We start from the raw sequence: 18,016 nt of genomic DNA on the forward strand, positions 1-18,016 counted from the left end.
GTCAGTCGCGGTCGACCAGGACGGCCGCGCCCTGGCCGACGCCCACGCACATGGTGGCCAGCCCGCGGTGAGCGCCGGTGCGGCGCATGCGGTGGAGGAGGGTGGTGAGGATGCGGGCGCCGGAGCAGCCGAGGGGGTGGCCGAGGGCGATGGCGCCGCCGTCGGGGTTGACGAGGTCGGGGTCGATGGCGAGTTCGCGGACGCAGGCGAGGGCCTGGGCGGCGAAGGCCTCGTTGAATTCGGCCGCCTCCACGGAGGAGATGTCGCGGCCGAGGCGGGCGAGGGCGCGGCGGGTGGCGGGGACCGGGCCCATGCCCATGACGTCGGGGTGGACGCCGGCGCTGGCGCCGGCGGCGTAACGGCCGAGGGATTCGAGGCCGAGTTCGTCGAGGACGTCCTCGCTGACCAGGAGGAGGGCGGCGGCGCCGTCGTTCATGGGTGAGGAGTTGCCGGCGGTGACGGTGCCGCCGGCCCGGAAGACCGGCTTGAGGCCGGCCAGGCGTTCGGCGGTGGTGTCCTCGCGGATGCACTCGTCCTGGTCGACGACCACGCCGTCGGGGCGGGTGACGGGAAGGATCTCGGCGTCGAAGAGGCCATTCTTGCGGGCCGCGGTGGCGTTGCGGTGGCTGCGCAGGGCGAAGGCGTCCTGGTCGGCGCGGCTGACGCGGTAGCGGTCGGCGACCTCCTCGGCGGTCTCGCCCATGGAGAGCACGCCGTGCAGGTCGTGCATGCGGGGGTTGGTCAGCCGCCAGCCGAGCCGGGTGTCGTGGGTCTCGATGCCGCGCGGCAGGGCTTCCTCGGGGCGGGCCAGGACGAAGGGGGCCCGGCTCATGGATTCGGAGCCGCCGGCGACCACGACGTCGGCCTCGCCCGCGGCGATCGCACGGGCCGCGCTGGTGACGGCTTCCATGCCGGAGGCGCACAGCCGGTTGACGGTGACCCCGGGAACGCTCTCCGGCAGGCCGGCCAGGAGTACGGCCATGCGCGCGACATTGCGGTTGTCCTCGCCGGCCTGGTTGGCCGCGCCCCAGTAGACGTCGTCGATACGGGCCGGGTCCAGGGCGGGTACGTCCGCGAGCATTCCGCCCAGCGCCCCGGCGGCGAGGTCGTCCGGCCGTACGCCGGAGAGCGCTCCACGAAGTTTCCCGATGGGAGTGCGGCGGGCGGCGGCGAAGTGGACGGTGCGCATCGCGGGCTCCTCGCGGTGATACGGGGTGGGCCGCGCGCCGTATCACCGCGGCTCGCCCGGCTCGGGCTGCGGCGACGGGGTGTGCCGCCTCCCGTAAACTAGCACCGCAAGTTTACGGGGGCGAGGGTATGCCGCCGGGCGCCACGATGCTCACCTGGTTGCGCCGGAGCAGCAGGGCATGGAGCTGGTCGCGCTCGGCCGGGATAAGCGAGGCCAGGCGGTCCCGGACTGTCCGGCCGCGCTCGTCGAGCCGGGCCGGAGCCGCGCGGCCGGCGTCGGTGAAGGTGCCCCGGCCTTGCGCACAGCGCCGCGTCCGCCGCGCCCGCAGTGGAATTCCGGGCTCCGCACCGCCCACCCGCGGGACCCGGAGTGGAATCCGTTGGCGTCCAGTCCCGCTGAGGTCCCGCCGAGGCCGTGCCCGGGGCGTACCGACGCCGGCCCCGCCACCCTCACGGGCGCCCGGGCCGGCCCGGGGAGACACCCGACCGGTCAGTCCGTGTTGCGGCGGAAGTCGGGGCCGAGCAGGCGCAGGCGTTCCAGTTCGCGGCGGTCGCGCTTGGTGGGGCGGCCGGCGCCGCGGTCGCGGACGCCCATGGCCAGGGCCTCGGTGCGCGGGGGCGGCGGCGGGCTGTTGTCGACGTACGCCTGGACGGCCAGGGGCGCGCCGACCCGCTTGTTGAGCAGGCGGGAGACGATGACGACGCGCTCGCGGCCGGCGTGGAAGAGCCGTACCTCGTCGCCGACCTTCACCGACTGGGCGGGCTTGACGCGTTCCCCGTTGACCCGGACATGGCCGGCCTTGGCCGCGGCGGCGGCCAGGGAACGGGTCTTCGTCAGCCGTACGCACCAGATCCAGCTGTCGACGCGGACGCTGCCCTGGGGAGCGCCGCCCTGGGAGACGTCGTGGCCGTGCGGTTCGTGGTGACCTTCTGCCATGTTCTCGAGCTTATGCCGTGCGTCCAGCGGGTTTTTCCGCTCGCGGCCCGAAGGTGCGGATCAGGGGGGCGGATCAACGGGCGTAGACGGCGACGAAGTCCCGGGTGGCCTGGACGTAGTAGCGGTCCGGCGGGTCCTCGAAGTCGAGGATGTTGGCGGGTTTGGGGTTGGCCGGGTCGTGGGTGGCGTCGTAGGACATGAAGGAGGGCCAGGCACGATTCATGTCGAGCGGCATGGCCCGTACGGCGCCGGCGCGCTGCATGAGTTCGGCCAGGCTGCGGGCGGACAGGGCCTGGCCGACGACCATGACGATGTCGCCGCGGGCGGTGACGCCGACACCCGAACGCGGGACGAACATCCGGCTCTGGTCGCTGACGCCCCACTTGCTGTCGTCGCCGATGTCGGGCACGACCCGGCCGCCGTCGACCATGAGCTCCAGGCACTGGCGGACCCCGACCACGTCCTTGGTCATGGTCACGTCGCGGCCCCAGACGCCGATGCGCAGCGAGCCGTCGCGGTAGAAGACCTCGGAGGCGGCGCCGTCGCGCAGGCTGCCGTCGAGCTTGCCGTCGAGGTAGAAGCCGCCGCGGGAGCCGCCGTCGGTGATCCGGAAGCCGCCGTTCCAGGTGGCGACGAGGCCGGTGCGCTGCCCCTCCGGGATGGTGGGGGGTACGTCGAAGGTGCCGCCGGGCTCGCGGAAGCCGGGGTGGAGCTGGAAGCGGGCGTATTTCTCGCTGATCCAGGCGACGGCGGCCTCGTAGGAAGTGTGCTCGGCGTCGGGGCGCACGTACGTGCCCTGGACCAGGGGGCGGCCGTGGGCGGTGACCAGGGTGCGGTAGACGCCTTCGCCGGGGAGCGCCGGGGAGACCATGGGCGGCATGGGGGCGTGCAGCGGGACGAGCGGGGACGCGGTGCCGCTCTGGGTGCCGGCGGGGGCGGTGGCCCGCATCCGGGCGAGGGCGGAGGCCGGCAGGGTGCCGCCGACCTTGGGCGGATGCATCTGGTACTGCAGGTCCTCCAGCTTGTCGACGACGAAGCCGAGTTCGTGGTCGCGGGCCCACTCCGCGAGGCGGGCCATGGTGCTGTCCTTGCCGGGGTAGGTCAGCGCCTTGCCGATCGACCAGCCGAGCAGGCCGGTGAACAGGGCGAGCAGGGCCAGGGTGGTGCGGACGGTCAGGGTACGGCGGCGGCGCTGGGGCGGGGTCAGGTCGCGTTTGTGCTTCCAGGGGAGCAGGCGGTGGGTACGGGCTCGCCACGGAACGGGGAAGCGGCGGCGCCTGCCGCGGCCGGCGGGCGGGGTGCCCGGGGAGCCCGGCGGGTCCGGGGTGGGGTCGGCGGGGCGCCCCGCGAGCTGCTCGCCCTGGCTCATGGTGCTCCTTGTCCGACCTCAACTCGACCCGATTGTCATACTTAATGACGTATAGACCGAAGTGCGGGCGTGCTAATCGCGCGGGGGCCGCGAACCGCCCGTTCGACGGACGGATGGCGCGGCCCGGGACAAGAATCCGGCCGACCCCATCCGGTGCCACGGGCCGTGCCGAAGCCGGGAAACGGCGGTCGGCGCAGGTCCGGCGGGGCGGGCGGCCGGTGCGGATGGGGCAGGCGGGGCGCTCGCGGGGGTGGCCGGAATGCGATGGCAGGGCGGGCGGGCCCTGAAAGGATGCGCGTGCGGTGATCGCATGCCCGGCCCGTATCGCCGGCCGCCCGGAATCGGGTGCGCCGGGATCCCCGGGGTCCGCCCCGGCGGTGCCCCGGTGCTTCCCCCCGGGGGCGGCGCGTGCTCACCGTGACGCTCCCCGCCTGACGGATCGGTCCGCCGGCCCACCTGACAGGGCCGGCGCGGCCGCCAGTGCCCGTGGGGCGGGGGCAGCAGACGCGAGTGGCGGCGGGCCGCGGTCCGCCGCCACTCGCGTACGGTCTGCTTCGCCCGCGCCCCCGTCCGGGCCCGAATCTCCTTCGCCGCCGCAACCTCGTCCGGATACGCGGCGGTCCGCGAAAGACACGCCGAGCCGTCCGCGCTCCGGCCCAACCCCTTTCGGGGGTACGCGAGATGGACCACAAGCTGTCCGCTACCACGCCGTGGACGATCCCCTTCCTCTACCGTAAGCAGAGGCGCCCCACGGAGCCGGACCAGCCACCGTGGGGGCAGGTCCCCCGCGCCCCGACGGTCCGCCGGACACGGCGGCAGCGGCGCGGGCAAGCAGCAGGGAGGGAAAGCCCTTGACGCCGACTATCGCCGAGGCCGCGGACCGCCAGCAGGCCGCCGCCCCCCGTCCCACCGACCCCCGCGCGGCACGCAGCCGGGCCGCGGCCATGCAGGCCGCACAGGAACTCCTCGCCGAGCAGGGCTGGGCGGCGGTGACCCACGTAGCGGTGGCCGCCCGCAGCGGGGTGGGCCGGACCACTTTGTACCGGCACTGGCCGGAGGCAGCGGGGCTGATCAGAGACGCCATCGTGGACCGGATCTGCAACGCCCGCGCCGTGCCGACCGGCGACCTGCACGGCGACCTGGTCCGCGGGCTCAACGGCCTGCGCGAGGTGCTGCACGACCCGGTGAGCGAGATCGGGATGCGCGCGGTGATCGACCGCGCCGGGGTCGATCCGTCCTTCGCCGGGCTGAAGGTGACCTTGTATCAAGAGGGGTCGCTGGTGCTCCGCGAGGTCGTCGAGGCGGCCAAGTCCCGCGGCGAGCTGCCCGCCGACCTGGACACCAGTACGGCCGTGGACGAGCTGGCCGGGCCGCTGGTCTTCCGCCGCCTGCTGGCCGGGCGCACCTTCGGGGTGTCGTTCGTCCGCCGTATCGTGGACGACTTCCTCGCCGCCCATCAGGTGCGCTGAGCCCGCGCATCCGGCCGCCGGCCGCGCACCCGCCGTACGGCCGGGGCTCGTAGCGCAGCCGTAACGGCCGGGGCTCGTCGCGCCACCGTACGCCTGCGGCCGCTCGCACCGCCGGGGCGGCGGGCCCGGCCCGCCGCCCTCGCGCCGCATCCGGGGTCCGGTCCCGCCCCCGATGACGGCTGCCGGCCTACGGCAGGGTGGCCACCAGCGCCGCGTAGGACAGGCCGGCTCCGTAGCCGAGGAGCAGCGCGGTGTCGCCGGAGACCGCGGCGCCGGAGGCGAGGACGGCGTCCATGGCCAGCGGGATGGACGCGCCGGAGGTGTTGCCGGAGGTGACGATGTCCTTGGCGACGGTGACGGTGTCGGGCAGGCCCATGGAGCGGGTCATGCTGTCGATGATGCGCTCGTTGGCCTGGTGCGGGATGAAGGCGTCGAGTTCGCCGGGGGCGACCCCGGCCGCGTCGAGGGCCTGCACGGCGACCTTGGACATCTCGTAGACCGCCCAGCGGAAGACCCGCTGGCCGTCCTGGCGCAGGGCGGGGAAGGGGTGGCCGGGGTCGGTGCGCAGGGTGTCCCAGGGCACGCTCTGCCGGATGGCGTCGGCCTGGGAGCCGTCGGCGCCCCACACCGCGGGGCCGATACCCGGGGTGTCGGAGGGGCCGACGACGACCGCGCCCGCGCCGTCGCCGAAGATGAACGCGGTGGAGCGGTCGGTCAGGTCGAGGATGTCGGACATCCGCTCGACGCCGACCACCAGGACGTGGCCGCCGCGGGCCCGGACCGAGTCGGAGGCGAGCACCAGGCCGTGCACGAAGCCGGCGCAGCCGGCGGAGATGTCGAAGCCGGCCGCGCCGTCGGCGCCGATGCGGTGGGCGATCTCGGTGGCGACGGCGGGGGTCTGCATCAGGTGGGTGAAGGTGGCCGCGATGACGCAGGTGATGTCGGCGGGGGTGATGCCGGCGGCCGCGATCGCCTTGCTGGCGGCCTGTTCGGCCATGGCGCCGAGCGTCTCGTCGGGCGCCGCCCAGCGGCGCGTGACGATGCCGGTCCTCGCCCGGATCCACTCGTCCGAGGAGTCGATGTGCCGGCAGATCTCCGCGTTGTCGACCACCCGCCGCGGGCGGTACGCGCCGACGCCGAGCATGCGCGCGTGCTTGGCCCCTGCCGGGGTGGCGAACTCAGTCTTCATGCGAGCCTTTCACGTCCATCAGCCGATCCTTGTCTCCGACGGGCCCGTGACCGCAGGAGTGCACGGAGTCCTCACGATCATCTCTCGGCACGCCCTGCCCCGCCGATCGGGTCCCCGTGATTGCCGGTCCGCGTCCGGTCCCGGGAAGAGGTCCCGGAAAGGTCCCCGGAAGAGTCCCCGCAAGCGCCTGCGGAAGAGGGGAAACGATCCGCCCGTCCGGGGCGGCGCGGAGTCTGCCGGGCACGGGGTCCGCCGGGCGCCGCGGGGCGGGAGGCGGGCAGCGCAGGGGCCGGATCCGCGGGCGCGCCGCCGGGCCGGCCGGCGACGGCGCGGGGCTGCGCGCGGGCCGTCCGGAACCGTTCGGCGGCGACCGGCAGTTGCCGTCCGCGGCATTGCCAGTGCGGCGGCGCCGCGGTCACGTTGGGCAGGTCCCCGGTCCTCGCGCGCGGGCGCTCGCCCGTGCCGCCCGCAGAAGGGAATCCCCCCGTGCCACGCAGAGTCCTCACGGCCCTGACCGCCGCCGCTGCCGCGGGCGCCGCGGCGCTCCTGGCGCCGGGTGTCGCCACCGCCGACACTCCCCCGACCACCTGCCAGGGCGTGATCCGCGCCGACGGCCTGGCCTTCACTCCCCCGGCGGTGGCCCCCGGCCAGTCGTCCGCGGCGACGCTGAGCGCCGTCAACTGCACCGGGCAGACCCAGACGGTCTCCGAGACCTGGCTGGGGACGTGGGTGTCGTCCTCGACCGGCGGGCTGCCGAGCGGCTGTCCGGTCATCGATCCGCTCCCCCGCTCGGTCACCTTCACGCCCTATCAGAGGGTGGCAACCACCACCACGTATCTCGTCTTCCCGGGCTGCACGGCGGACGCGCTGCGGCTGACGGTGCGGATCGCCCAGGGCGGGACCGTGCTCGAGGAGCGGACGGCCGACCTGGCGATCATTCAGCCGACCGCCGGCTAGGGCAGCGGTTTTCGGCCACGGCGCAGGGCCGTTGGCCCCGTCGCGGGGGGCTTGCGCCGCCCGCGTGCACGGCCTCGTCCAGGGCGTCGTGGCCCCGACAGCCGCCCAAGTCCCCATAGTGTGCCCGGAGTTCTTCCGCTCGTTCCGCGATCTTTGCCACGCCCCGCGCCCGCGGGCGTACGCCCGGGGGCTCTCGAAGGGAACCAGTCTGGCGGCACTCGCGCCGGTCCGTGGGCCTACCCAGCGGTATCGGCGCAATCACAGCGGTCCGCGGCACCGTCAGGTCCCACCCGGCCGCCTCCCCACAGCAGTTGCGGGGGAGGCGGCCGTGGTACGTCCGGCTCCGAACGGAAGCGAACACGTTCCAACACGCATAAGAGATCACGGTCCGGCAACGCATCACGAAGAGAACGTTGACGGTATAGGGCGAGTGGCGTAGAACTAGCCTGCAGTTGCGATGGCGTTTCATCTTGGTGACTTCTGTTGGAAACGGATCGGTGTGAGAGGGACCTCAGACCTCCGCTCCCGCCAGCACATTTCGCCTTCAGCTCCCTGGATACGCCCACACACACATGGAGGCACCATGTCGGACGTCGAGTCGTCGGGAAGCTCGTCGGACAGCAGCGTCAGCAGCGTGACGCCCAGCCGCAGGAACCTGCTCAAGGGCGTGACGGGTGCGGCGGGTCTCGCCGTTGTTTCCGGCGGACTGCTTTCGGCCTGTTCGAGCTCGTCGGACAGCAAGAAGAAGGACAGCGGCTCCGGCAGCAGCCCGGCGTCCGTGGCGGGTTCTTCGGTCACCTTCGGGTCCAACTACTCCGACCCGGCGGCCAAGACCGCCTTCGCCGCGCTGACCGCCGCCGCGACCGCGTCGACCAAGGTGAACATCAAGATCAACACGGTTGACCACAACACGTTCCAGCAGAACATCACCAGTTATCTGCAGGGCACCCCGGACGACCTGTTCACCTGGTTCGCCGGCTACCGCATGCAGTACTTCGCGGCGCAGGGCCTGGCCCAGCCGATCGACGACGTCTGGGAGAAGATCGGCGGCAACTTCGGTCCCGCCGCCAAGCAGCTGTCCACGGGCCTGGACGGCCACCAGTACCTGGTGCCGATCTACAACTACCCGTGGGTCGTCTTCTACAACAAGAGCGAGTTCGCCAAGCGCAATTACTCGATCCCGACCACCTGGGACGAGTACGTGACGCTCGCCAAGAAGATGAAGTCCGACGGCCTGATCCCGATCGCGTTCGCCGACAAGGACGGCTGGCCGGCGCTCGGCACGTTCGACATCCTGAACATGCGGATCAACGGCTACGACTACCACATCAAGCTGATGAAGCACGAGATTCCCTGGACCGACCAGGGCGTCAACACCGTGTTCCAGCACTGGGCCGAGATCATGCCCTACATGCAGAGCGGCGCCAACGGACGCATCTGGCAGGACGCGGCGAAGGCGCTGGAGGGCAAGCAGGCCGGCATGATGTTCCAGGGCACCAACCAGGTCGCCGCCCAGTACGTGACGGACAAGGCGAATCTGCCCGACCTGGACTTCTTCGTCTTCCCGGCGGTCAACCCCAAGTGGGGCCAGGACTACATGGACGCGCCCACCGACGGCTTCATGCTCAGCAAGAAGGCCAAGAACGTGGACGCCGCCAAGGCGATCCTGGAGTACATCGGCTCCGGCGCCGCAGAGTCCGAGTACCTGAAGACCGACCAGTGGGACGTCGGCCTGGTCACCGGCCTGCAGGCGCCCACGTACGACGCGATCCAGAAGAAGTCGGTCGCCGAGATCGCCAAGTGCAAGGCGGTCGCGCAGTTCATGGACCGCGACGCCGACCCGGCGATGGCCACCGCGATGATCTCGATCATCCAGAAGTTCATCGACGACCCGAGCACGAGCAACATCGCGTCGCTGCAGAAGAGCGCGGAATCCCAGGCGAAGGCGATCTACTCCTGATGAGCTCTGTCTCCCAGGTGCACACCCCGGCGGCGGAGGCCGGCCGGTCCGAAAAGGACCGGCCGGCCCGCCGCCGCCGGCATGTGCGCCGTATGACGAATCGCGACCGGATTGTGGTCGCGCTGCTGCTCGGTATTCCGCTGCTGCTCGACCTGGCGTTCGTGTGGTTCCCCGCGATCGGCACGGTGCTGCTGTCGTTCACCAAGTGGAACGGCGTGGGCAGCCTGCACACCCATTCCTGCAAGCCCAACATGCCGTCGATTCTGAACAACGGCTGTGTCTACGGTGTGCAGAACTACCATCAAGCGGCCACCATTTACCCGGAGTTCTGGCCCGCGGTCCGGCACAACCTGATCTGGCTGGCCGTCTTCGTGGTGATCGCCACCCCGCTGGGCATGCTCTTCGCGGTGGTCATCGACCGCGGCATCCGCGGCAGCAGGATGTACCAGAGCATCCTGTTCCTGCCGGTGATGCTCTCGCTGGCGCTGGTCGGCATCGTCTGGGAGTTCGTCTACTCCCAGAACTACGGCCTGATCAACACGGTCATCGGCCGCAACGGCAACAGCAATGCCATCGACTGGCTCGGCAATCCGCATCTGAACCTGTGGGCGGTGCTGGTCGAGGCGACCTGGCGGCAGGCCGGTTACGTGATGGTGCTCTACCTGGCCGGCCTCAAGGCGGTCGACCCGACGCTGCGCGAGGCCGCGCTGATGGACGGCGCCAACGCCTGGCAGACGTTCTGGCGGGTGATCTTCCCGGTGATGCGGCCGATCAACATCGTCATCATGGTGGTCACCGTCATCGAGAGTCTGCGCGCCTTCGACCTGGTGTACATCACCAACAAGGGCATCAACGGCCTGGAGTTGCTGTCGGTGCTCGTCACCTCGAACATCGTGGGCGAGACCCAGCGGGTCGGCTTCGGCTCGGCGCTGGGCGTGGTGCTGCTGGTGATCTCCCTGGTGCCCATCTCGATCTTCCTCTACCAGACCTTCCGACGGGAGGAGTCGCAGTGAGCGCCGCCGAAACCCTCCCCGGACGGCCCGCCGTCGCCGAGACGCCCCGTGGCGCCGGCCCCGCCAGGCCCCGGCCCTGGGGCCAGATCGCCTCCCAGGTGTTCCTGATCGTCGCGTCCGTCCTGTGGCTGCTGCCGATCGCGTTCGCGCTGTACGTGGCGGTCCGGCCGTACTCGGACACCCGCAAGTACGGCTACGTGTCCATGCCGCACCACATCACGTTCCAGAACTTCCGGGACGCGTGGACGCAGTCGGACATGCTGCACTTCTTCTGGAACTCGGCGCTGATCACGGTACCCGCGGTCATCATCGTGCTGTGCCTGGCCTCCGGGGTGGCCTTCGTGCTGACCCGGGTGAACCTCAAGATCAACATCTCGCTGCTGATCCTGTTCACGGCCGGCAACCTGCTGCCGCAGCAGGTGATCATCACCCCGCTGTACCGGATCTACCTGAAGATCCACCTGCCGCACTTCCTGGCCGGCAGCGGCCTGATGTACAACTCGATCTTCGGCCTGGTCGCCATCAACGTCGCCTTCCAGCTCGGCTTCTGCGTCTTCGTGCTGAGCAACTACATGAAGTCGATCCCCGGCGAGATGTACGAGGCCGCACTCGTGGACGGCGCCTCGCTGTGGACCCGCTTCTGGCGGCTGACGGTGCCGCTGTGCCGGCCCGCCCTGGCGGCGCTGGCCACCTTGCTCACCACCTGGATCTACAACGACTTCTTCTGGGCCATCACCCTGATGTCGTCCGGTGACAAGCGGCCGGTCACCTCCGCGCTGGCCAACCTCCAGGGCCAGTTCGTCAGCAACCAGAACCTGATCGCGGCCGCGGCCATGATCGCGGCGATCCCGACCCTGGTGGTCTACGTCCTGCTGCAGAAGCAGTTCATCGCCGGCCTGTCGCTGGGCTCCAGCAAGGGCTGAACCTCCCGGGCCGGAAAGCCCGCTCCCCCGAGGCGACGGGGAGAGCGGGCTTTCCCCTGTGGAGGCCCGGTGCGGGGCGCATTGACACGGGGCGCGCCCTTTCGTATATGTGGGAGCGCTCCCACACCCCCCACCTCAGGAGGAGCACCTTGCGATCCTTACGCTTCCTGCCGCGCCCGGCGGCCCGCCGGTCGTCGCCTCGCACCTCCCGCGGCCGGTTCGGCCGCAGGCCCTGGCTGTGGCCGCTGGCCGCGGTCGCGCTGCTGCTGCCCGCCGTGGCCGCGCTGCCCGCGCACGGCGCCTCGGCCGGCTGCTCGGTGCAGTACACCGTCAACGAGTGGTCCGGCGGCTACACCGCGCAGATCCAGGTCACGAACCTCGGCCCGGCGCTGAGCGGTTGGCAACTGCAGTGGACGTACGGCGGCGACCAGCAGATCACGTCGGCCTGGAGTGCCCAGGTGACCCAGACCGGCCAGGCGGTCACGGCCGTCAACGCCGCCTACAACGGGTCCCTGGCGACCGGCGCCGCCACCGGTTTCGGCGTGCAGGGCACCTGGCGCGCCGCCGATCCGGCGCCCACCGCGTTCACCCTCAACGGCACGGCGTGCGGCGGCACCGGCAACCCGCCGCCCACCACGCCGCCGACGACACCCCCCACCACGCCTCCCACGACCCCGCCGACCACTCCCCCGCCGCCCGCCAACTGCCAGGGCGCGGTGATCTGCACGGACTTCGAGGACCAGACCGGCACTGTGCCCTCCGGCCAGTGGCAGCAGGTCGCGCCCGACTGCTCGGGCAGCGGGACGGTGTCGGTGGACACCTCGGTCGCCTACAGCGGTACGCACTCGCTGCGGGTGGACGGCAAGGCGGGCTACTGCAACCACGCCTTCGTGGCGTCCACGAAGGACCTGAGCTCGCTCGGCCCGGTGATGTACGTACGGATGCGGGTGCGGCACACCACCGCGCTGCCGCAGGCGCACGTCACCTTCGTGTCGATGCCGGACTCCTCGCAGGGCGGCAAGGCGCTGCGGATCGGCGGGCAGAACAGCGCGCTGCAGTGGAACCGCGAGACCGACGACGCGACCCTGCCCGAGCAGAGCCCGGCCGGGGTGGCGCAGAGCGTCCCGCTGCCCACCGGCCGCTGGGTCTGCCTGCGGTTCAAGATCAACACCACCGCCCCCGACCTGCAGACCTGGGTGGACGACCAGGAGGTGGCCGGGCTGCACGTGGACGGCACGCCGACGCCCGACGTGGACCGGCAGTGGCTGAGCAGGACCACCCCGCCGCGGCCGACCGCGCTGCGGCTGGGCTGGGAGAGCTACGGCACCGGTGACGACACGCTCTGGTTCGACGACGTGGCGGTCGGCTCGTCCCCGATCGGCTGCTGAGCGCCCGGGACCACGGACGGCCGGCCCGCCGGGATCTCCCGGCGGGCCGGCCGTTCGCCGTGTCGTCAGGGGCTGTCGGGGTTGTCAGAGGGTCAGGCGCGGGTGTCAGGAGCCGGTGCAGACCGCCGTGCCCAGGTTCTGGCCGGAGCCGTTCAGCGTCATGCCCCAGGAGGTGCCGGCGCCGGGCGCGAGGGCGCCGTTCCAGGCCGCGTTGCGCAAGGTCGTGGCCGGCGCGGCGGAATCCACCGTGGCATTCCACGCGCTGGAGATCTGTACGCCCGCCGGCAGCGTCAGCCTGACCGCCCAGCCGCTCAGCGCCTGCGTGCCGGAGTTGTGCACGTTGACGTTCACCTGGAAGCCGCCGGACCAGGAGTTGGTGACCTGGTAGTCGGCCGTGCAGGCGCCCGCCGGGCCGGTCGGGGGCGTGGTCGGCGGGGTCGTGGGAGGCGTCGTGGGCGGAGTGGTCGGCGGAGTGGTGGGCGGCGTAGCGGGAGGTGTGGTCGGGGGCGTGGTGCCGCCGTCCTGGGTCGTGTAGTTCACGCCGGTGTAGGCCGCCGGGCAGGAGCTGCCGCAGGAGGCCGGCAGCGAGAAGGAGTAGGTGCGGCCGCCGAACACGTAGGCGTCCGAGACGTCGCGCAGCCGGATGGTGAAGTCGGTGCCGCCGGACGTGGTCGGCGCCAGGATGTACGCCTGGCCCATGTCGCTGTCCATCTGGGCGGCGTGCCAGGTCCCGTCGGCCAAATACTCGATGCCGTGCAGGCCGTTGGGCAGGTGCGAGACCGCGACGGCCGGCCAGTAGCGCTGGGCGCCCTGGAGGAAGCCGATCCTGACGTCGCCGCTGTAGCCGGGGGCCGACTCGTAGCTCCAGGAGATGTGGCGGTTGTTCCAGTGGTCGGCCAGGCCCGTCACCGCGGCGCCGTTCTTCTGGAAGCGGCCGAGCGAGGAGGTCACCAGGTCCAGGTGGTTCGGGTCGTCGCGGCACCAGGCGTTGGCGTCGGCGCAGCTGTCGGCGACCAGCATGTCGAGGGTGGCGCCGTTGTACGTGTCCGGCGTCCAGGAGCCGTTTCGGCAGAACGGCTGACCGGGGGCGCCGTCGTTGGTGCCGGTGCAGTAGTCGCCGATGGTGACCTTCACCCAGCGCCCGCAGTTGAGGCCGTTGTCCCAGGCGCCCATGATCGAGCTCTGGGAGGCCGGCACCGGGCGGGTGTGGTTGCCGTAGTCGCCGGGGGTGTTGAAGACGTTCAGGGCGACGAAGTCCTGGCTCTCCAGCACCGATTGGGGCACGCCGCAGCCGCCGTAGGGCTGGCCGAGGCCGTCGAAGTGGGTGGCGTTGCCGACCAGGTCGGCCTGGGCGGCGGCGGGCGCCGCCGCGGGTGCCGCCGTGGGGGCGACCGCGCCGGCCGGCAGCAAGGTGGCCGCGTAGAGCAGCGCGGCGCCGAACACGGCGGCCAGGACCGCCGTCAGCCGCCGGGAGGGCGGTCGGACGGATGCGTACCTGCGCATGAGGCATCTCCGGGATGTGGGGGGAGGAGCGTCCATGGGAGCGCTCCCATAGTGTCCCCGCGGGCCGGGCGTGTCCACCCGCCGGACGGGGCCGGACGGGAGCGTGCGGCTCCGGCGAACCCCCGCAACCCTCGCACCCGGCAGGGCTCACCGAATGCCGTGACATCGCCCCACATGCCCGAATCACCGTGTTGTCTGCCGACGTGCGGGCACGAATACCGCTTTCCGCCGGACCGCACATCACGGTTGCAGAAGCTGCACACTCCCCCGCACGGTCGTCGATTCGGCGGTGTTTTCCCGGCACTCGGGCCGGCCCGGACGCAGAGATGTTCGAGCGAATTGACGCGCACGGCAATCGGCGCCCTACCCGCCGGTACGGCATGTGAAGAAAGCGTCGGCATCCCGTGCGCGGATGTGTCCCACCGCAGGCAGACGGGACGTTGCGGCCGGTAGGCCGGGTGGCCGGGCGGGTGCCGGACGTGCTTGTATCGGGCGCCAAGCGGGAGTCCGACAACGCAATTCCGGTTCACCGGACGTCAGGACAACCGTTGCCCCGGCCAGTTGTCGAATGCATTGCCGAATCCGGCCGGCGGCTGTGTGAAGGATTCCAGAACGAGGAAGGGAAAGCCCAACAATGCGCAAGGACTCGCAGATCGAGACCCGCGAGATCGCGGACGCCGACCTGGACACCGTCTCCGGCGGTGTGAGCGTTTCCGGCGGCGTCAGCGTCGACGGCCTGGACACCCTGGTGTCCGAGGCCACCTACGCGCTCCCCTCGCTGCCCGTCGGGCAGGTCGTGGGTCTGGTCTCCGGTGCCACCGGCACCCTGTCCGGCGTGACGGGTCTCGCGGGCCTCTGAGCCCTCCGAGCACCGGTCTCGGCCCCTGACGGGGCACCAGGCAGTGCCCATGAACCCCGGAGCCAGGACGGTCCGGGGTCCATGGGGGTTGGGGGCCGTTCCGCCGCGCGACGGCGGGCACGGCCCGCACCCGTTACGTACCGATCCGCAAAGCACCTGATCCGTACCCCGATCCGCGGAGCACCCGCTCCGTACCCGATCCGCAGAGGAAGCCGCCCGTGGAGTTCCGGCAGAAGGCGCTGGCCAAGCTCCAGTCGCCGGAGGAACTGGACCTGCCGGTGCGGTTCGCCCGGCCGCAGGGCTGGCTGGTGCTGGCCGTCGCCGTGGTGGTGCTGGCCGCCGCGGGCGTGTGGGCGGTGGCGGGCACGGTGTCCTCGCGGATCGGCGTGCCCGGCGTCCTCACCCACGCCGAGGGCAGTTACGTGCTGCAGAGCCCGCTGGCCGGGCAGGTGGTCGCGGTGCGGGTCAAGGAGGGCGACACGCTGGCGGCCGGCGCGCCCGTGCTCGACCTGCGCACCGCCCGGGGCGTGCAGCAGGTGCGCTCGGTCGCCGGCGGCCGGGTGATCACGCTGCCGGCCGGCATCGGCGCGGTGGTGAACACCGGCGCCGACGTGGCGACCCTGGAGCGGGTGCGCACCTCCGCCGATCCGCTGGTGGCGATGCTGTACGTGTCCGCCGCGCACGCCGCCTCGATCCCGGCCGGCGCGCCGGTCGAGCTGACCGTCCAGTCCGTGCCCGGCCGCTACGGCCGCCTGCACGGCAGCGTCACGGCGGTCGGCCGCCAGCCGCAGACCAGGCAGCAGCTCACCGAGTTCCTGGGAGACGGGCAACTGGCCGACGCCTTCTCGGCGTCCGGCCCGCCGGTGGCGGTGCTGGTCAAGCTGGCCACCGCGCACACCGCGTCCGGCTACCGCTGGTCGAAGGCGGGCGGCCCGCCGTACCCGATGGCCTCGCTGGCCGGCGTCAGCGGCTCCGTACGGCTGTCCGCGCAGCGTCCGCTCGACTGGCTGCTGCCGTGAGCGCCCGGCGCGGCGCCCCGCAGGAGGCCAGGCCCGGGCGGCACCGGCCCGCCCCCGCACCGGCCCCGGCCCGCGGGCGCCGGAGGACCGTGCGTACGCCCTCGGTGCTGCAGATGGAGGCTGTGGAGTGCGGCGCGGCGTGCCTGGCCATGGTGCTCGCGCACTACCGCAAGTACGTGCCGCTGGAGGAACTGCGGATCGCCTGCGGGGTCTCCCGGGACGGCTCGCGGGCCAGCAACCTGCTGAAGGCGGCCCGCGGTTACGGTCTGGCCGCCAAGGGCATGCAGATGGAACCGGCCGCGCTGGCCACCGAGGTGAGCGCGCCGGCCGTGCTGTTCTGGGAGTTCAACCACTACGTCGTCTACGACGGCACCGGACGAAGGTTCGGCCGGCGCGGGGTGCACATCAACGACCCGGCGCGCGGGCGGCGGTTCGTGCGGACCGAGGACTTCGACACCAGCTTCACCGGTGTGGTGCTGACCTTCGAGCGGGCCGAGGGCTTCCGCCGCGGCGGCCGCCGGCCGGGGGTGCTGGGCGCCCTGCCGGCCCGGCTGCGCGGCACCTCCGGCACCATGCTGGCCGCCGTGCTCGCCAGCTTCCTGCTGGTGCTGGTCGGGGCGGCAACCCCGGCGCTGAGCCGGGCCTACATCGACATGTTCCTGATCGGCGGGCAGACCTCGCTGCTGGGCGTGCTGTTCGCGTCCCTGGGCGTGATGCTGGCGCTCACGGCCGGGCTGACCGCGGTGCAGCAGGCGAATCTGCTGCGCGGCCGGATCATTTCCTCGACGCTGACCAGTGCCCGCTTCATGCGTCATCTGCTGCGGCTGCCGGTGCAGTTCTTCGCCCAGCGCAATCCGGCCGATCTGGTGCAGCGGCTTCAGTCCAACGACTCGGTGGCCGAGACGCTGGCCCGCGACCTCGCGGCGGCCGGCGTGGACGCGGTGGTGGTGCTGCTGTACGCGGTGCTGCTGTGGACCTACGACCCGCAACTGACCGTGGTGGGCGTGGCGGTGGCGCTGCTGAACGTGGTGGCGATGCGGATCGTGGTACGGATCAGGGCGACGGGCACGCACAAGCTGCGCGCGGACACCGCCCGGCTGACCAACACCGCGTACTCCGGGCTGCAGTCGATCGAGACGATGAAGGCGACCGGCGGGGAGAACGGCTGGTTCCGCCGCTGGGCCGGGCAGCACGCGGCCACGCTGGACACCCAGCAGCGGCTCGGGGTGCCGAGCGCGGTGCTCGCGGTGGTGGCGCCGACGCTGGCGACCCTCAACAGCGCGCTGATCCTGCTGATCGGCGGTCAGCGGGCGGTGGAGGGGCGGATCTCGATCGGCCTGCTGGTCGCCTTCCAGGCGCTGGTGACCAGTTTCACCGCGCCGGTCACCCGGCTGAACGCAGTGGCCGGCCGGGTGCAGGACTTCGCGGCCGACGTCACCCGGCTCAAGGACGTGGAGAGTTTTCCGGCGGACACCGGTCACCCGCGCGGCCGCCCCGAGGCGGGCACGCGCCGGCTGAACGGCCATGTCACGCTGGAGAACGTCACCTTCGGCTACAGCCCGCTGGACCGGCCGCTGCTGACCGGCTTCTCGCTGTCGGTGGGCCCGGGCCTGCAGGTGGCACTGGTGGGCGGCTCGGGCAGCGGCAAGTCCACGGTCTCGCGGCTCATTTCGGGGCTGTACCGGCCGTGGGAGGGCGTGATCCGGATCGACGGGCAGCGCCTGGAGGACATTTCGCGCGGCGCGCTGGCGGCCTCGGTGTCCTTCGTGGACCAGGACGTGTTCCTGTTCGAGGGCACGGTCCGGGACAACGTGGCGCTGTGGGACCCCTCGATCCCCGACGAGGACGTGACCGAGGCGCTGCGGGACGCGGCGGTGTACGACGTGGTGGCCCGCCGGCCGGGCGGCATCCGCTGCCGGGTGGAGCAGGACGGCCGCAACTTCTCCGGCGGGCAGCGGCAGCGCCTGGAGATCGCCCGCGCCCTGGTGCGCCGGCCCAGCGTGCTGGTGCTGGACGAGGTGACCAGCGCGCTCGACGCGGAGACCGAGCAGACGATCATCGACAACCTGCGCCGCCGCGGCTGCGCCTGCGTGGTGATCGCGCACCGGCTGAGCACGGTCCGGGACAGCGACGAGATCGTGGTGCTGGACCGGGGCACGGTGGTGGAGCGCGGCCGGCACGAGGAACTGCTCGCGGCCGGCGGCGCGTACGCCGAACTGGTCAGGGAGCGCTGAGGTGACGT

14 protein-coding genes are annotated in these 18,016 nt (G+C 72.1%); 9 read left to right on the top strand and 5 right to left on the bottom strand.

Going from position 1 to position 18,016, the window contains the following annotated elements:
* Window position 1 precedes the first annotated feature (1 nt).
* The 3 genes from ITX44_RS24225 to ITX44_RS24235 all read right to left on the bottom strand — a co-directional run bounded on the left by ITX44_RS24225 (window position 2) and on the right by ITX44_RS24235 (window position 3,494).
* A complete protein-coding gene (locus ITX44_RS24225) occupies window positions 2-1,189 on the bottom strand; it encodes a thiolase family protein (RefSeq protein WP_205359449.1) in 1,188 nt (395 codons plus the stop codon).
* A 489-nt stretch (window positions 1,190-1,678) separates the two neighbouring features.
* On the bottom strand, window positions 1,679-2,125 hold the full coding sequence (locus ITX44_RS24230; RefSeq protein ID WP_205359450.1) for an RNA-binding S4 domain-containing protein: 447 nt from the start codon (window positions 2,123-2,125) through the stop codon (window positions 1,679-1,681).
* A gap of 73 nt (window positions 2,126-2,198) precedes the next feature.
* A complete protein-coding gene (locus ITX44_RS24235; protein WP_205359451.1) occupies window positions 2,199-3,494 on the bottom strand; it encodes a phosphodiester glycosidase family protein in 1,296 nt (431 codons plus the stop codon).
* A gap of 851 nt (window positions 3,495-4,345) precedes the next feature.
* Between ITX44_RS24235 and ITX44_RS24240 the strand changes: the two genes are divergently transcribed.
* Window positions 4,346-4,963 carry a TetR-like C-terminal domain-containing protein gene (locus ITX44_RS24240; RefSeq protein WP_205359452.1) on the top strand — a complete coding sequence of 206 codons (618 nt, stop codon included), beginning with the start codon at window positions 4,346-4,348 and terminating at the stop codon, window positions 4,961-4,963.
* Between the two features lie 187 nt (window positions 4,964-5,150).
* Here ITX44_RS24240 and ITX44_RS24245 read toward each other — a convergent pair whose 3' ends face one another.
* Window positions 5,151-6,152 (bottom strand): beta-ketoacyl-ACP synthase III, encoded by a 1,002-nt coding sequence (locus ITX44_RS24245; protein ID WP_205359453.1) that lies wholly within the window; start codon window positions 6,150-6,152, stop codon window positions 5,151-5,153.
* 486 nt (window positions 6,153-6,638) lie between these two features.
* Here ITX44_RS24245 and ITX44_RS24250 point away from each other — a divergent pair, with 486 nt between their 5' ends.
* The 5 genes from ITX44_RS24250 to ITX44_RS24270 all read left to right on the top strand — a co-directional run bounded on the left by ITX44_RS24250 (window position 6,639) and on the right by ITX44_RS24270 (window position 12,393).
* The gene (locus tag ITX44_RS24250; RefSeq protein ID WP_205359454.1) at window positions 6,639-7,109 is read left to right on the top strand and encodes a hypothetical protein; all 471 of its coding nucleotides are present in this window, start codon (window positions 6,639-6,641) and stop codon (window positions 7,107-7,109) included.
* Window positions 7,110-7,764: 655 nt separating this feature from the next.
* The gene (locus tag ITX44_RS24255) at window positions 7,765-9,069 is read left to right on the top strand and encodes an ABC transporter substrate-binding protein (RefSeq protein WP_205359525.1); all 1,305 of its coding nucleotides are present in this window, start codon (window positions 7,765-7,767) and stop codon (window positions 9,067-9,069) included.
* Between the two features lie 92 nt (window positions 9,070-9,161).
* On the top strand, window positions 9,162-10,082 hold the full coding sequence (locus tag ITX44_RS24260; RefSeq protein WP_236061427.1) for a carbohydrate ABC transporter permease: 921 nt from the start codon (window positions 9,162-9,164) through the stop codon (window positions 10,080-10,082).
* Window positions 10,079-11,005, top strand: a complete 927-nt coding sequence (locus ITX44_RS24265) for a carbohydrate ABC transporter permease (protein WP_205359456.1) — start codon at window positions 10,079-10,081, stop codon at window positions 11,003-11,005. The genes ITX44_RS24260 and ITX44_RS24265 overlap by 4 nt, the downstream gene beginning before the upstream one ends.
* A 236-nt stretch (window positions 11,006-11,241) precedes the next feature.
* Window positions 11,242-12,393, top strand: a complete 1,152-nt coding sequence (locus ITX44_RS24270) for a cellulose binding domain-containing protein (RefSeq protein WP_372440981.1) — start codon at window positions 11,242-11,244, stop codon at window positions 12,391-12,393.
* Window positions 12,394-12,498: 105 nt separating this feature from the next.
* Here the strand turns inward: ITX44_RS24270 and ITX44_RS24275 are convergent, their stop codons facing one another.
* On the bottom strand, window positions 12,499-13,896 hold the full coding sequence (locus tag ITX44_RS24275) for a cellulose binding domain-containing protein (RefSeq protein WP_205359458.1): 1,398 nt from the start codon (window positions 13,894-13,896) through the stop codon (window positions 12,499-12,501).
* A 634-nt stretch (window positions 13,897-14,530) separates the two neighbouring features.
* Here ITX44_RS24275 and ITX44_RS24280 point away from each other — a divergent pair.
* The 3 genes from ITX44_RS24280 (at window position 14,531) to ITX44_RS24290 (ending at window position 18,008) form a co-directional block, all read left to right on the top strand.
* Window positions 14,531-14,755, top strand: a complete 225-nt coding sequence (locus ITX44_RS24280; protein WP_205359459.1) for a type A2 lantipeptide — start codon at window positions 14,531-14,533, stop codon at window positions 14,753-14,755.
* A 218-nt stretch (window positions 14,756-14,973) separates the two neighbouring features.
* The gene (locus ITX44_RS24285) at window positions 14,974-15,774 is read left to right on the top strand and encodes an HlyD family efflux transporter periplasmic adaptor subunit (RefSeq protein ID WP_205359460.1); all 801 of its coding nucleotides are present in this window, start codon (window positions 14,974-14,976) and stop codon (window positions 15,772-15,774) included.
* Between the two features lie 113 nt (window positions 15,775-15,887).
* Window positions 15,888-18,008, top strand: a complete 2,121-nt coding sequence (locus tag ITX44_RS24290) for an NHLP family bacteriocin export ABC transporter peptidase/permease/ATPase subunit (protein WP_236061428.1) — start codon at window positions 15,888-15,890, stop codon at window positions 18,006-18,008.
* Window positions 18,009-18,016 lie beyond the last annotated feature (8 nt).

The organism is Actinacidiphila acididurans, from assembly GCF_016918855.1.
Lineage (GTDB): Bacteria > Actinomycetota > Actinomycetes > Streptomycetales > Streptomycetaceae > Actinacidiphila > Actinacidiphila acididurans.

Excerpts from the sequence above, each read along its gene's own strand:
- ITX44_RS24230 (WP_205359450.1), bottom strand. The coding sequence starts at position 2,125 with ATGGCAGAAGGTCACCACGAACCGCACGGCCACGACGTCTCCCAGGGC.
- ITX44_RS24225 (WP_205359449.1), bottom strand. The coding sequence starts at position 1,189 with ATGCGCACCGTCCACTTCGCCGCCGCCCGCCGCACTCCCATCGGGAAA.
- ITX44_RS24280 (WP_205359459.1), top strand. The coding sequence starts at position 14,531 with ATGCGCAAGGACTCGCAGATCGAGACCCGCGAGATCGCGGACGCCGAC.
- ITX44_RS24275 (WP_205359458.1), bottom strand. The coding sequence starts at position 13,896 with ATGCGCAGGTACGCATCCGTCCGACCGCCCTCCCGGCGGCTGACGGCG.
- ITX44_RS24290 (WP_236061428.1), top strand. The coding sequence starts at position 15,888 with ATGGAGGCTGTGGAGTGCGGCGCGGCGTGCCTGGCCATGGTGCTCGCG.
- ITX44_RS24260 (WP_236061427.1), top strand. The coding sequence starts at position 9,162 with ATGACGAATCGCGACCGGATTGTGGTCGCGCTGCTGCTCGGTATTCCG.
- ITX44_RS24235 (WP_205359451.1), bottom strand. The coding sequence starts at position 3,494 with ATGAGCCAGGGCGAGCAGCTCGCGGGGCGCCCCGCCGACCCCACCCCG.
- ITX44_RS24245 (WP_205359453.1), bottom strand. The coding sequence starts at position 6,152 with ATGAAGACTGAGTTCGCCACCCCGGCAGGGGCCAAGCACGCGCGCATG.